This window comes from Vibrio sp. E150_011 (assembly GCF_053544015.1).
The window spans coordinates 232857-247715 of sequence record NZ_JBHFOL010000005.1; the positions used below are offsets into that span (position 1 = coordinate 232857).

Genomic DNA, 14859 nt, shown 5'->3' on the forward strand with positions numbered 1-14859 from the left:
CGCTGAAACATCTCTGGAAAAAGCGCATTAGAATAGAGACACTAAGGCTCCATGTGCGCATTAGCTTCAGGTGCGCAAACACTAAAATCAGCTATAGCACTATCTATAAGACACCTCTATGTATGTCTCAGGTCCCAAAACATTTTCTGTAGATTTCGCTCTGACGGTAATTCTGTTTTTACCTATAGTGAGTTTCCAGTCATGCTCATTAGTGGTTAGGTCTATCCATGCTCCTTCATTTTTTCTAACTTGGTAATTCGAGATATTGGACATGTAACTGTCAAATTCCAAAGCAATCTCCCCCTCAGCTGCAAATCGCCACATATTACTGAGGTATTGCTCGTCTGTGGTTATGTCGAACTTAGCGCAGATACTTTGAAAGCTACCGCTCTTACTTGGCAAAGGCACCAATGAAATCGTTGTTTGATTGAGCAAAGGATACGCCACGGCGGGCTCTTTGGTAAAAACTCGCTTGGTCGTGCCCCCCATTCCCTGAAAGGTAAGGGCTGGTTCGTTAGCCTCCATTAATAAATATAGCTGCTTGCTTGAACCGCCAATCGTAGAGCTAGTTACATGATACCCTAGATATTTGCTGATAAAGTTCCAATAGTTAGTGGTTACGTCATGTCGCTCAATATTATTCAACCGAGCTATTTCTGGGTCTACAACAAAATTAACCTCTGACTCCTTTCCCTGTTTTTTCAAGGAATAAATATCGAAAACGTTTAGTATTTCCTCGTTTCTTACTGCGTAGACGCTAAATTGGGGATCAAAGCACAACCATTTATTCTGCTCATTCGACCACACTTCTATTACTACATGACCTTTGCCAAACCCGCCATACGCAACGTCTACTGCCTGTAAACCAACCGTCCTTGTAGAGTGACCAAATGAAGCAAGGACGTCAGTCATTACTCTGCCATATTCTACGCATCGATATTGCTGCCCATTTGTATGAGCATTTCTCAATATCTCCAAAGAACTTAGCTCTTTATCTGGCTCATTCATACCATCATGCTGCCACTGCATCGAAACCCAGTTCATTACCGAGATAAACAAGCTTGGCTCACTGTCTGTATTAAACTGTGCCATATTGCAGACATACTCTTTAAGGTCCGTGTGAGGCACGGTGGATAAAAGCTGCTTTAAATTATTTTGCGTGGTTTGATAATTATTGGTGTCAATAACTTCAATGCTAAGGAAGTCACTGTGGCTCTTAGTATTTGAGGGGGTTGATGTGGTACTTGTAGTGATATCAATATTAGCCATTTTCCTTCCTTGCCTATACCCTTGTCCATTAAAGAAAGGATTGCGTTATTCAACGATCCCGCAGAGAGGGATGGGTACTTCCTGTAGCCGAACTCATTAGCTTTCGTTATGACATTATGGCTTCAATATACACCTATATCTATCGACACCAACTCGTTTTGGGACAGAAGCGTGTTGCCTAATCCGCCACTCCTGAGCTGACATTACTCAAAACAGATCAATCTTCATTGTCCGCCGATAGTTAGCAAGAGGATTAGGCATGGATATCATGAGCCTGATAGACACGAAGCTGGTGCGTTCTTTGTGGTATCATCCGCTCTAATTTCATGCCTTAATTTTTACGAACTCAACAGAACAAAGCTTATTTGTTGCGGACGTTAATGACCGATGATGCTAATTGCCGATGACCTCAAGTAATCTCAATACCAATAAGTTTATTCCATTCTCAGTGAATATCAGTGACTACGCATTGCCGTCATCATTCACCTTCCCGTATTACTACACACCGCATCCCTTAGCCACGATTGCCATGGACGAGTTGCAAGCTTACCTCGAAAAGCAAACGGAATGGCCGCATGACTTTAACCAAATGGGAAAAATGTTCGCGGTGCTGGTGGTGAAAAATAGCCAAGGCGATATCGGTTATCTAGCATCGTTTTGTGATGAACCTAACCAAAGTACTCCAGAGAAACACCCTGAATTTTTTGTTGATGCAATTGCTAACCTATGCCAAACCGATGATCTCAATGATGAGGTTACGTCACTTGGGGCCGAGATTGCACAACATAAAAACGCGTCAGGTTACTTGCAGTTGCAGCATACGGTGAGGGAGAAACATCTTGAATCTGAGCAGCAGATTGCTGATCTGCAACAGCGTAATGCAAAGGCAAAATCCACGCGAAAGCAAGCTCGACGGGATATGGAAAGCAAACTGGGTGTGTCTATTAATGAGGCGCAATTACAGGATTTTATCAGCGATCTCGGTGCACAAAGTAGTCGAGAGAAAAGAGCGCTTAAAGCACTAAAACAGCAATGGCAAGTTGAGCTAATGACCCTCAATGATGCATTGAAAGCCGAGCAATCTGTCATTGATGATATGGAAACACAATGGGCGAAACTCAATGAGCAATTAACGATTGAATCACAGAAATCTTGCTTGTTTTTGAATCAAGCGGGGGTAGAGAAGAGTCTGTATGACCTCTTTAACTATCAAAGCCAAAGCCAAAGCCAAGATCAAGAGCAACGACCTATTTCCGGCTCAGTACGGGCCACTAGCTCAGCATCTAATACTAATTCGATACCTGCTATTAGCTCAACACACGTTATGAACTCAACACCCATTGCCAACTCTAGCGAGCAAAACTTGCCTAAATTACTGCAAGCGGCATTCTCGCAACAGCTCACGCCAATCGCGTTAGGCGAGTTTTGGTGGGGTGCCTCACCTTATGCGCAAATACGTCAGCATAAGAACTTATATCCGGTTTGCCAAAGTAAGTGTTTTGAAATCCTTGAGCATATGCTTGAGGGGATCTCGACGGATCCGAGTCCGTTAGAGCAGACGCCTTCATATAACAAAGTGTTAGACATTGTTTATGAGGATGACACCTTAGTGGTGGTGAACAAACCCGCCGAATTCTTGTCTGTGTCCGGTAAATACATCAGTGATTCTGTCCAGGCTCGTATGCAGGCAAGATACCCAAATGCCACCGGCCCTTTGATTGTACATCGACTAGATATGTCGACGTCAGGGTTGCTCGTTCTCACTTTGACGGCTGAAGCGAATAAGCATGTGCAAAAACAATTTATTGAACGCTCGGTTGAAAAGCGATATACCGCCTTGCTAGAAGGGGTCATACAACAACAATCTGGGGTGATTACTTTACCAATGTGTGGCGATTTAACCGATAGGCCAAGGCAAATGGTGTGTCATGAACAAGGAAGAGGGGCGGAGACGACGTATCAGGTCGTCAGTACCAAAAATCATCGTACCAAAATACATCTCTTCCCTAAGACGGGACGCACACACCAACTGCGCGTACATTGTGCTCATCAAGCTGGGCTTAATACGCCCATCGTTGGAGATGATCTGTATGGGTTTAAAGACAATCGGTTACACCTTCATGCCGGGTATCTTAAGTTTGTTCACCCGGTATCCAGAGAAACGATGGAATTCGAAGTAGCGTCTGACTTTTAACTGATTGAGGTGAATAAAACCACCATTCATACCCATTGTTTGCAAGGCGGTAAACTGCGCCAAACAAACTAACAAAGCCATACGCTACAACACTAGAAAAGCTCTTATAGGCCTCAATCGTAGAGCTTGTAAGAGCCTTCAATCGCGTGGATCAAGTCAACGATGAGGGTGTTGTACGGAGTAGGAACGCCGTAGATCTTTGCTTGTTCAACAATGGCACCATTGATGGCATCAATCTCCATTTTTACTTGGTTCTGTCGGTCCTGATACATCGATGAGTAACCATGCTTAGCGGATTCGCAGAGTGATTTCACCATATTCAGTGCTTCTCTACGGTCAAAGTAAGTACCGTCGGCTTCTGCGACTTCTATCGCTTCATAAACCAGTCGCTTGGCAAAGTCCCACGCGTACTGGTTTTTTACCATGTAACCAATTGGAGTTTGGGTGATGGCAGTAAAGGTATTCACTGAGAGGTTAACTAACAACTTACTCCATATGATCCGTTGAATATCTCTTGAAATCTCGAGTTCAATGTCGGCATCACTTAGGGCGTTGTTGACAATATTGAGTATGTCGTTGGCTTGGTGGTTGCTACCAATGGTGGTGATCCCTGCGGCGGAATGGTGCACATGCCCATGACCAAGGTTAACCGCATTGTGGCAACTGGTACCAATGATGATGTTTTCCTTGGTCACGTACTGCTCTAGCTTTTTATCGTTTCCTGCGCCATTTTGCAATGACAGCACAATGGTATCAGGCCGAAATAAAGCTTTGTTTTGTTGAAGAGCTTGCTCGGTATACATCGATTTTACAAACAGGAGCACGATATCAAATGCGTCACAGCACTGTCCTGACATCACGCCTCTCACATTGGGGAACGTCATTGTTTCATGGTCGGTATGGTCAATTTTTATTCCAGATTTTTCGATAGCGTCTATTTGTTGTCTATCGATATCAACCATACAGATGTCATGATACCTACTCAGATAAGCGCCATATAGGCAACCCATGGCTCCTGCTCCAATAATGGCTATCTTCATGCCCAATCCTCTCGTGTTTTTCTGTAATGAAGCATTTTTTGTACCAAAGACAGTGGCTGTCTCAATGAGCGAATACGTTAGGTTTGTATCTGTTATCGAGGTGACGGCCTATCGCCGTCGTAGTCTGCTTGTCCGAAGTTAAAGGGCTGATTTTTAAATTTTTATAGCTAAGGTAAGTTAGCTTTTGGATGTACGGCAGGCAGTCGAAGGGTCGTAGAGTTAGTGCAATGCGCACCAAATCAGGGAATACCGGTAAGGAAGTAATTGATGAGGATGGCGCTCTCGTTTTGGGGTGATCTTGTCACTCAGCCCTTTTTTATAGCTTTGACCGTAAGCTAACTGGGAAAGCTTAAGTTAACCATATCGGTAGCTTTGACCAAAGTTTAGAAACGCAGAGAGGGTTTGCGTTTAGTCACTGCGGCATAAGCACACTAAGTGATTTCTGTAATGTTGATATTCGATGTGCTGGTATCAATCAAGAAGTTCCACTCTTTATTGAATGCTTCTACAAAAACCGCATATTGGTTAGGAAACCCTTTCAGTGGTGCTGATTTTAGGTTATCAATGTAAGCTGCAGGCACTGAATATTGGTGCTCCATGTACCGTTTTACTTCAATCATGTGGGTAATTTGCATCATTTTTCTCTCTAGTTAATCTAAAAGTGGGGGAGATCGCCAGTTTCGCTATGACTCTCTCGCACTAAGCTTATTAAAGCTCCTTTAACCGTGAGAATAACGGAGGTATATGAATGTTTTATGTACGAACTACCTATATAAATAATCATTCCTCATTATTTACGCTCTTCGATAACGTCAGGCTGCCGCTCATCAGTATCACTGCTACTGACTTATCTCGCCTGTGTATGCCTTAACGTTCATATAGTTCGAATTAAATTACATCAGCGCACAAGATAAATAAACGTCGCTAAGCCGCCGCTATCATTTATAAAAATGAGTTCAACAAAAGCGTGAGAGTCACTTAACATTTAGCAGGGATGAATTCGCCAATGTAATATCTTTTAAATCAGGGGTTTAATTGCGAGTAAAAGACAGAAACATTGAGATGCAGCTTTTTAGGTAGGTATCACGTTCCGTTTTGGTTTGTTTGAGGTCTTCACCTAGATATTTCCAGTACACCGGTTTGCCATGAAACATAAGGAGTAATTGAGCTGCGCTTTCTTGAGCCGAGATATCCAGTTTTATCTCGCCGGTGTTGTGTTTGTTCTGTAAGTAGTCGCCCAGCACGTCTGTCGATTGCTGAGGACCAAATCGTAAGTAGGTAGCTGCAAATTCTGGGTGATTATCAATATTACTGACTGCATTGCGGAAGGTATGAATCGCCCCAGGGTTCAACAGAGTTTCTTGTAAGCCCTGAGCAAATTGTAATAATGCCTCGTCCATAGGTTTAGTCAAATCTAACATACCTTCATCAGCTTGAAATTCTAAGCATTTGGTTTCCATGCAAATTTCAAACAATATGTCTTTCGTTTTAAAGTGAGAGTAAACCGTTTGCTTAGATACATCAGCTAACTTAGCGATGCTCTCCATATTCGCCGCGTAGCCGTGTTCACCAAACAATGTCGTCGCGGCTTCGAGGATTCTTTGGCGCTTTAGTTCACTGGCACTGCTCATGGCTGACTCTAACCTATACTTTGTTCGGGCTGCAAGAATATCAATATCAAACTGGACAGTCCAGTCTTGTTCGTGTCTAATATGCATAAATGAAACTGGACTGCCCAGTTTGATTGTAAACAAAGCGTTTCAAAAATTGATGGAGAAGGATGTTCTATGCAGTATCAAAAACTTTATGCTTTATGCTTCGCGTTTTCTGCGACGCTTTTTTTATCGGCGTGTTCGGAAGCAGATAAAGTTAAAGAACATCCGCATACTTTGCTGACGGTGCAAACTCAGCCAGTGATAGAACACGACAGCTATTCGGTTGCTCGTGAATATGTTGGGACCATCCACTCCACTCAACGAGCAAATCTCGGCTTTGAATTATCAGGTAAGGTGTCTGACATTCGAGTCGACGTCGGTCAAACGGTCACGAAAGGCCAAGAGTTGGTGACCCTTGATACTAAGTTGCTTGCTTCTGAGTTGAAAGAACTGCAAGCCCAGCTTGATGAGGTGAAAGCCCAGCAAAAGCTAACTCAAGCCAACTTAAAGCGTCAGTTTGCGTTGAAGAAAAAAGGCTTCAGCTCTGATTCAGAAATAGATACGTTAATCAGTCAAAAAGAGGCATTGGCAGCCAACCTATTACGCATCCAATCAGCCGTAGAAACCAATCGGCTAAAATTACAAAAATCGACCATTCGCGCCCCGTATGACGGCATTATTAGCAAGCGATTTGTTTCTTTGGGCGATGTTGTCGCGGTCGGGTCATCCACTTTTTCTCTTCTCTCTACCTCAGGAAAAGAAGCCATCATTGGCGTGAATAGCCAAGATTTGGACGATATCCAAGCTCAACATGACTATGTTATTCGCGTAAGAAACCAAGAATATACCGCGCACTTAATCTCCAAAGCATCCAATATTGACGCAAGTTCGCGAAGCATAGGTTTACGTTTTTTATTGGAAGACAATAATGCGGTGTTAGATGGCGAGTTAGCTTACCTTACGTTTGAAAAACACTACCCTGAGAAAGGCTTCTGGCTTCCAACTACGGCGTTGATCGACGGTATTAGAGGTACTTGGAATATCTATTCTCTCAATTCGGTCGAAGGCGAAAACAGAGTAGAACGCCAAGTGATCAGCGTTTTATTTGCCAATAACAAATCGGTATATGTGAAGGGTGAACTCAATAATGGCGATCATGTTGTTACGACAGGGTTGCACAAAGTCGTGCCCGGTCAGTCTGTGCTAATCGCGAAGTAGGAGGTAGGATGAAATACGCATCGATACTTTCAAATACGCGCCTTATGGTGCTGGTTATCGCGTTCTTAATTGTGAGTGGTTTGTCTGCCTTTAATACGTTACCTCGTGCAGAAGACCCGATTATTTCTAATCGCAACGCGACCATCACAACCGTATTTCCTGGTGCGAGTGCAGTGCGAGTCGAATCGTTAGTCACTGAGGTCATTGAAAACAAGCTCCGTCAAGTCAATGAGATTAACTTGATCACATCGACCTCCCGTCTTGGCATCGCCGTTATTGGTGTTGAATTACAAGATGAGATTACTGACCCTGAGCCCATTTGGTCAAAAATTCGTGACAAACTTTCCGACGTCGAACGGGATCTACCCATTGATGCACTTTCACCCGAATTAGATAGCGATCATACTTATGCATTTACCACCATTTTATCGCTTGGTTGCCAAGGTGAGGGTGAAGCCGATTTATTGAAGTTAGGCCGTTATGGCAAAGAACTCGCGACACGTTTAAGGACATTACCTGGTACCGAGTTTGTTGACCAATACGGGCTACCTGATGAAGAAATTGTGGTTAATTTTGATATTAACGACACCGCTACGTTAGGCTTGTCTGCGCAGCAAATTGCGGCGGCGTTAGAGGGCGCTGATGCGAAAAATTCTGCAGGTGAACTACTCAACTCATCGACGCGTTTTGGCTTGGAGCTGTCTTCTAATTTAGACTCCATTGAACGTGTAAGAAACGTGCCAATCTCAATCGATAAAAACGGCCACACGGTGCGTGTGGGCGATGTGGCCAGTGTACAACGAGCCGCTAAAGCGCCCTATGATGAATTAGCCTTGGTGGATGGTAAACCTGGTGTCATTGTGGGTGCTCGGATGCAATCAACATTGCGTGTGGATAAATGGACGCCTGCGGCGATGAAATTAGTGGATGATTTCCGTCTTGAATTACCCAGTAATATTAAATTAAATGTGGTGTATAGCCAGCAAGGTTACACCGAGCAGCGCTTGCTAGAACTGGGCGATAGCTTGCTGATTGGTTTTTGCTTGGTGTTATTTGTACTGCTGTTCACGCTAGGAATTCGTGCTGCCATCATTATCGCCTTGGCATTGCCATTGACCATGCTGTTGACCTTGTCTTTAATGAAATACTTTGCCATTCCAATTAACCAAATGTCCTTGACGGGTTTCATCGTGGCGCTTGGAATTATGGTGGATAATGCCGTTGTGATGGTGGATACCATCCAAAGCTACCGGTTAAAGGGGATGCAAAAACTGGAATCAGCCATGGTGGCTATTCAGCACCTTTGGGTTCCATTGCTTGGCTCAACCTTGACGACGGTATTTGCCTTCGCGCCCATCTTTTTAATGCAAGGTGCGACAGGGGAGTTTGTTGGTGCTATTGCGTTAACGGTGTCTTTCTCGCTGGTTGGGTCCTATGTTATTTCGCATACGGTCATCGCGGCGTTGTCATGTGCTTATTTACCTAGTCAACAATCATCTGGTAGTTGGTATCAAACGGGAATTCGCATTCCCGCGATGAGTGTATGGTTTGCAAAATCTGTGGCACTTGCGATTCGTCACCCTCTACTGGCGATTGGTCTTGCATTAGTGCTACCGTTAACTGGCTATTGGAGTATGTCGCAACTGACTGAGCAGTTTTTCCCTGCATCTGACCGTGATATGTTCGAGATCCAAGTCTATATGCCACCACAAGCGAGCATTTATGCCACAAAAGCGACGACGGAGCAGATTCATCAGTTTATCCTTGAAGATGCCGCCGTTGAGCAAGTGCAGTGGTTGATTGGTGCTTCATTCCCATCATTTTACTACAACCTCGTTGCTGCTCAGCAAAAAGCCCCTTACTTCTCGCAAGCGATGGTGAAAACCACGGATTTTGAAGAAGCGAATCGTTTGATCCCACAACTGCAATCGCAGTTGGACGAACGCTTTCCTCAAGCTCAGATTTTGGTTAGAAAATTGGAACAAGGCCCTCCATTTAATGCGCCTATCGAATTACGAGTCTACGGTCATAACCTAGATACACTGAAAACGATCGGTGAAGATGTACGCCTGATTTTGTCAAAAATTCCATCGGTGACGCATACTCGTGAAAGTTTGTCTTCGGGCATTCCGCAATTTGTCGTTGACGTCGATGAGGAAGCGATACAAATGAACGGAATGAACCTCAATCAATTTTCGGGTTTATTGCAGTCAACCTTAGTGGGCCGAGAGAGTGGTAGCATTATTGAGGGCACAGAGTCGATTCCAGTAAGAGTTCGTGTGCGCGATGAAGAACGTGAAAGTTATAACGATTTGAATAACCTACGTTTTCCAGCATCAGCTTCAAACTCGAGTGGTAATAACGTTGGGGTGTCGGTTCTTGACTTGTCTACATTAGAGTTATCCCCAAGCACGGGCAGTATTACTCGTCGAAATGGTATTCGTGTGAATACGATTGAAGGCTATATAGACGCTGATGTACTCCCGCAAATGGTACTCGATGAGTTTAAAGAAGCGTTAGAAAGCTATTCGTTCCCCGCCGGCTATCGTGTGGAGTTTGGGGGAGAAGCGGCAGAGCGTGATGAGTCTGTTGCCAAATTAGTCGGTAATATATCGGTTGTCGTGGTATTGATGATTTTAGTGGTGGTGTTGTCGTTTAATTCATTCCGGTTAAGTGGGATCATCTTCGCAGTGGCTGGCTTAGCGGCAGGACTGGGCATCTTGTCGGTATGGGTATTTGGCTATCCATTTGGTTTTACCGTGATCATTGCGATGCTCGGTGTAATTGGTCTAGCGATCAATGCTGCTATTGTTATTTTGGCAGAACTGAGAGCAAGCAAAAAAGCCAGTGAGGGTGATCAAGACGCTGTTTTAGAAGCCGTGATGAGTTGTACTCGACACATCACATCTACGACCATCACGACCATCGGTGGCTTTATGCCACTGATATTAGCCGGTGGTGGATTTTGGCCTCCGTTTGCTGTGGCGATTGCTGGTGGTACCGCGTTGACGACAATTTTGTCGTTCTATTTTGTTCCACCAATGTTTATGTTGGTGACTAAAATGCCAGTACGCATCGCAGCGGTAAGCAACCGTTAAGTCCAGTATTTATTTCTGAGTTTAAAAAGCCATCATTAAGTTGTTTATTGATGGCTTTTTCTATGCCACGCCTTTGCTCTGCTCTTGATTCCATTCGATAGAATTATCTTGCTCTGTTTACCGCAACGCACTTTCATCGTGGTAACAACACTTCCTCAATACAAAGCTTGACACGAAAAAAACGTGCTAATGATTATTTAATGAAAATACCTCACCATCGCAATATTTAATTATATTTACAATATAAACAGTGGCTTAGTTAGTGTTTCTCGACGATGATTTTTGTTGGGAAGTATTATTGTTGATGATGGATCTTTGACATTGGATTGAATAAATGTAATTTTATTTTTAATTGAACGTTCAATTAAAAAACATTTGAGTAACAAGTATGCCAAAGGTAGGAATGCCAGAGATTCGTCGCCCACAACTAGTAGAGGCGACCATGGCGGTGATTGATGAGGTTGGATTGTCGGGCGCGAGTGTTGCCCTAATCAGTCGAAAAGCAGGGGTGTCCGCTGGGATTATTAACCATTATTTTGGCGGAAAGCATGGTTTGCTTGAAGAAACCATGCGTTCGGTATTGCGTCAGCTATCGGCTACGTCGATTAAGCACCTTCGTGCTGTTGAAGGGCAAGACGTCACTGCACGAGTTAAAGCCATTGTGGCGGCAAATTTCGATGGCTATCAGGTCGAGAGTAAAGTCACCAAAACATGGCTGGCATTCTGGGCTCAGTCGATGCACGACAAAGATTTATATCGATTACAGCGCGTAAATGAGCGCCGATTATTGTCACACCTTCGTCGCGAACTAAAACAGGTGTTACCTGAAGCGCAAGCAAAGTTTGTCGCGCAAGGCATTGCCGCATTAATTGACGGGATCTGGTTAAGAGGCGCATTGAATCCCGACGGGATTTGCGCCCAAAAAGCACAGCTCATTATCGCAGATTACCTCGATAAACAGCTTCCATCTACTTCGGCGTCATCGAAGTAAGTGACCCTATTATGCACGACCCAATATCAAGGACGTTGACAACAATGAAGTCTCTCTACATCCACGGCCAAGCCGTTAACTCCTCATCAAACGAAACCTTTTTTACGCTAAACCCAGCCAATGGTGAAAGGATCGCTGAAGTCGATCAGGCGAGTATGAACGATGTTGACCGAGCGGTTGAATCAGCACAAAAAGGATTCAAAGTGTGGTCGGCAATGAGTGGTATAGAACGCGGACGTATTTTGATGCGAGCCGTTGCCTTGTTGCGGGAGCGCAATGATGAATTGGCACTGCTCGAAGTTCAAGACACGGGTAAGCCGATTCAAGAAGCCATTGAGGTGGACATTGTAACGGGCGCGAATGTGGTTGAGTACTACGCTGGACTTGCCGCAACAATACAAGGTCAGCAGCAAGACTTAGGTCATGGTCAGTTTTTCTATACTCGACGCGAGCCATTAGGGGTGTGTGCGGGCATTGGAGCGTGGAACTATCCGATTCAAATCGCCATGTGGAAATCGGCGCCTGCTCTAGCCGCAGGTAATGCGATGGTGTTTAAGCCGTCAGAAGAAACCCCGTTGTCGGTATTGAAACTGGCAGAAATTTATACAGAAGCCGGTGTGCCCGATGGCGTTTTCAATGTGGTTCAAGGGGATTACCGCGTTGGACAAATGCTTTCTCGTCACCCTCATATAGCGAAGGTGTCGTTTACAGGCGAGTCAGGCACTGGCAAAAAAGTCATGGCTGACGCAGCCGGCACGCTAAAAGAGGTCACGATGGAGTTGGGTGGTAAATCACCACTCATTGTGTTTGATGATGCTGAGTTAAATAACGCGGTATCTGCCGCGATGATGGCAAACTTCTATACACAAGGAGAAGTGTGTACTAACGGTACACGCGTTTTCGTTCATGACAGTATCTATGACGCATTTATCGAGCAACTAACACGGCGTACAAGCAAGTTGGTTGTTGGCGATCCGTCTGATATGTCGACCCAGGTAGGGGCGTTGATCTCAGCTGACCATTTAGAAAAAGTCATGGGCTTTATTGAAGCGGGCAAAGCGTCAGGCGCACGCCTCATTTGTGGTGGCCAACGTGAAGTGAACAATGGGCTCGATAAGGGCTACTTTGTTCAGCCGACTATTTTTGCCGACTGTACGGATGAGATGCCACAAGTCAAAGACGAAATTTTTGGTCCGGTTATGTCTGTGCTGCGCTTTTCTGACGAAGACGAGGTCATTCGTCGCGCCAATGATACTCAGTATGGGCTGGCAGCCGGTTTGTTTACGCAGAACTTGTCTCGCGCTCACCGAGTGATAGCCCAGATCGAAGCGGGGATTTGTTGGGTAAATACTTGGGGTGGCTCGCCTGCCGAAATGCCCGTTGGCGGTTATAAACAATCAGGTATTGGGCGAGAGAACGGCTTAGAAACACTGAATCATTATACCCAAAATAAGAGTGTCATGATTGAACTTGGCGATCTTGAGTGTCCTTATGAGTAATTGAACGGTGCTCATTATGGTGCACGACAATAAGGTAAGGCAGTCTTGTGAATGGATTCAAAGGAAAATGAAATGAACACAAAGTACGACTACATCGTTGTTGGCGCAGGGTCAGCAGGTTGTGTATTGGCTGATAGATTAAGTGCGTCGGGCGATTACTCCGTGTTACTACTCGAGGCGGGCGGCAGTGACAAAAGCATTTTTATCCAGATGCCCACGGCGCTGTCTTACCCGATGAATAGCGAAAAGTACGCGTGGCAGTTTGAAACTCTGCCCGAGTCAGGTCTTGATGATCGTCAGCTGCATTGCCCTCGTGGCCGCGTGCTAGGCGGCAGTTCCTCCATTAACGGCATGGTGTATGTTCGTGGCCATGCTTGTGACTACGATGAATGGGTAGAGCAGGGCGCAGCGGGATGGAGTTACCAAGATTGTTTGCCTTATTTTCGTCGAGCGGAGTCTTGGGCGGGCGGTGAAGACACCTATCGTGGCGGTGATGGCCCTGTTGCGACTTGTAACGGTAATAACATGACACTGAATCCGCTTTATCATGCGTTTATCGATGCTGGCCAGCAAGCAGGCTACCCCAAAACTGTTGATTATAATGGCTATCAACAAGAAGGGTTTGGGCCAATGCATATGACGGTGGATAAAGGTGTTCGGGCATCGACGTCAAATGCATACCTTCGTCGTGCTAAGAAACGAAGCAATGTTACGGTGAAAACAGGTGTGGTAACACGCCGCGTTATTATTGAAAACAAGCGCGCGATAGGGGTTGAGTTTGATAGTAACGGTCAAACGCAGTCGGTTTATGTGAATAAAGAAGTGGTGCTATCCGCCGGTTCAGTGGGCTCGGTACAATTGCTGCAGCTGTCAGGTATCGGACCTAAAGCCGTATTAGAAAACGCCGGCATTGAGGTTAACGTCGACTTGCCAGGTGTGGGCGAAAATCTACAAGATCATCTAGAGATCTATTTCCAATATGCGTGTCATCAACCTATCACGTTGAACAGTAAACTTGGCTTGGTTAGCAAGGGATTAATTGGCACGCGTTGGGTTTTACTTAAAGATGGGTTAGGTGCGACGAATCACTTTGAATCTTGCGCCTTTATTCGCTCGCGAGCGGGGCTAAAATGGCCGAATCTGCAGTATCATTTTTTGCCAGCTGCGATGCGATACGATGGGCAAGCCGCATTTGCAGGCCACGGTTTTCAGGTGCATGTTGGGCCAAACAAACCCCAGAGTCGGGGTCGCATATGGTTGACGTCAAACGATCCTTATCAAAAGCCGAATATCGAATTTAACTACATCAGCACTGAGCAAGACAAACAAGATTGGCGAGATTGTATCCGCTTGACCCGTGAAATTTTGGCGCAACCTGCCATGGATAGCTATCGTGGTGAAGAGATCCAGCCGGGCAGTGATATCACCAGTAACGATGCGATTGATGCGTGGGTCCGCCAAAATGTCGAAAGTGCTTATCATCCCTCATGCAGCTGCAAAATGGGCGCGGATACTGATCCAATGGCGGTGTTAAATCAGGATTGCCAAGTGAGAGGTATCAACGCGTTGCGTGTGGTCGATTCTTCGGTCTTCCCAACCATTCCCAATGGTAACTTAAACGCGCCAACGATCATGGTAGCTGAGAAAATGGCGGACGTTATATTAAATCAATCGCCTCTTACCCCGACAGACGCGCCGGTATGGATTGCGCCCAGTTGGGATACAGAGCAGCGCCAAGGTAGGGCAGAAAGAGCAACATTCCCCTGACAAAACCCAGCGAACAATAAAAGCCTCAGTTAAGTAGCGAACCCATAACGCACGTCCAAATAACCGATTCTCTATTCACAGAGACTCGGTGAACTGAGCGACAGTTAAGTGAAGAGAAAGACAAACTC

10 protein-coding genes are annotated in these 14859 nt (G+C 45.2%); 6 read left to right on the plus strand and 4 right to left on the minus strand.

Translation table 11 applies throughout. The features are described from left to right. Positions 1–99: 99 nt before the first annotated feature. Positions 100–1269, minus strand: a complete 1170-nt coding sequence (locus ACE1OE_RS10990) for a hypothetical protein (protein ID WP_449211050.1) — start codon at positions 1267–1269, stop codon at positions 100–102. A 403-nt stretch (positions 1270–1672) separates the two neighbouring features. Here ACE1OE_RS10990 and ACE1OE_RS10995 point away from each other — a divergent pair, with 403 nt between their 5' ends. Next, a complete protein-coding gene (locus ACE1OE_RS10995) occupies positions 1673–3463 on the plus strand; it encodes a pseudouridine synthase (protein ID WP_449211051.1) in 1791 nt (596 codons plus the stop codon). Between the two features lie 113 nt (positions 3464–3576). Here ACE1OE_RS10995 and ACE1OE_RS11000 read toward each other — a convergent pair whose 3' ends face one another. The 3 genes from ACE1OE_RS11000 to ACE1OE_RS11010 all read right to left on the minus strand — a co-directional run bounded on the left by ACE1OE_RS11000 (position 3577) and on the right by ACE1OE_RS11010 (position 6221). After that, entirely contained in the window at positions 3577–4503 is a 927-nt protein-coding gene (locus ACE1OE_RS11000) for a ketopantoate reductase family protein (RefSeq protein WP_449211052.1), read from the minus strand. A 431-nt stretch (positions 4504–4934) separates the two neighbouring features. Beyond that, entirely contained in the window at positions 4935–5141 is a 207-nt protein-coding gene (locus tag ACE1OE_RS11005) for a hypothetical protein (RefSeq protein ID WP_133148225.1), read from the minus strand. Positions 5142–5534: 393 nt separating this feature from the next. After that, positions 5535–6221, minus strand: coding sequence for a TetR/AcrR family transcriptional regulator (locus ACE1OE_RS11010; protein ID WP_372062638.1), 687 nt, complete (start codon positions 6219–6221; stop codon positions 5535–5537). Positions 6222–6290: 69 nt separating this feature from the next. Between ACE1OE_RS11010 and ACE1OE_RS11015 the strand changes: the two genes are divergently transcribed. The 5 genes from ACE1OE_RS11015 (at position 6291) to betA (ending at position 14731) form a co-directional block, all read left to right on the plus strand. Beyond that, positions 6291–7376: an efflux RND transporter periplasmic adaptor subunit gene (locus ACE1OE_RS11015; RefSeq protein ID WP_449211053.1), complete on the plus strand. Its 1086-nt coding sequence runs from the start codon at positions 6291–6293 to the stop codon at positions 7374–7376. Between the two features lie 8 nt (positions 7377–7384). Further along, positions 7385–10474 carry an efflux RND transporter permease subunit gene (locus tag ACE1OE_RS11020; protein WP_449211054.1) on the plus strand — a complete coding sequence of 1030 codons (3090 nt, stop codon included), beginning with the start codon at positions 7385–7387 and terminating at the stop codon, positions 10472–10474. Positions 10475–10862: 388 nt separating this feature from the next. Continuing rightward, positions 10863–11465: a transcriptional regulator BetI gene (gene betI, locus ACE1OE_RS11025; RefSeq protein WP_102469161.1), complete on the plus strand. Its 603-nt coding sequence runs from the start codon at positions 10863–10865 to the stop codon at positions 11463–11465. 44 nt (positions 11466–11509) lie between these two features. Beyond that, positions 11510–12964 carry a betaine-aldehyde dehydrogenase gene (gene betB / locus ACE1OE_RS11030; RefSeq protein ID WP_449211055.1) on the plus strand — a complete coding sequence of 485 codons (1455 nt, stop codon included), beginning with the start codon at positions 11510–11512 and terminating at the stop codon, positions 12962–12964. Positions 12965–13036: 72 nt separating this feature from the next. Beyond that, positions 13037–14731, plus strand: coding sequence for a choline dehydrogenase (gene betA / locus ACE1OE_RS11035; protein WP_449211056.1), 1695 nt, complete (start codon positions 13037–13039; stop codon positions 14729–14731). Positions 14732–14859: the final 128 nt, after the last annotated feature.

Coding starts and splice junctions, on each gene's coding strand:
- ACE1OE_RS10990 (WP_449211050.1), bottom strand. CDS start 1,269: ATGGCTAATATTGATATCACTACAAGTACCACATCAACCCCCTCAAAT.
- ACE1OE_RS10995 (WP_449211051.1), top strand. CDS start 1,673: ATGACCTCAAGTAATCTCAATACCAATAAGTTTATTCCATTCTCAGTG.
- ACE1OE_RS11000 (WP_449211052.1), bottom strand. CDS start 4,503: ATGAAGATAGCCATTATTGGAGCAGGAGCCATGGGTTGCCTATATGGC.
- ACE1OE_RS11005 (WP_133148225.1), bottom strand. CDS start 5,141: ATGATGCAAATTACCCACATGATTGAAGTAAAACGGTACATGGAGCAC.
- ACE1OE_RS11010 (WP_372062638.1), bottom strand. CDS start 6,221: ATGCATATTAGACACGAACAAGACTGGACTGTCCAGTTTGATATTGAT.
- ACE1OE_RS11015 (WP_449211053.1), top strand. CDS start 6,291: ATGCAGTATCAAAAACTTTATGCTTTATGCTTCGCGTTTTCTGCGACG.
- ACE1OE_RS11020 (WP_449211054.1), top strand. CDS start 7,385: ATGAAATACGCATCGATACTTTCAAATACGCGCCTTATGGTGCTGGTT.
- betI (WP_102469161.1), top strand. CDS start 10,863: ATGCCAAAGGTAGGAATGCCAGAGATTCGTCGCCCACAACTAGTAGAG.
- betB (WP_449211055.1), top strand. CDS start 11,510: ATGAAGTCTCTCTACATCCACGGCCAAGCCGTTAACTCCTCATCAAAC.
- betA (WP_449211056.1), top strand. CDS start 13,037: ATGAACACAAAGTACGACTACATCGTTGTTGGCGCAGGGTCAGCAGGT.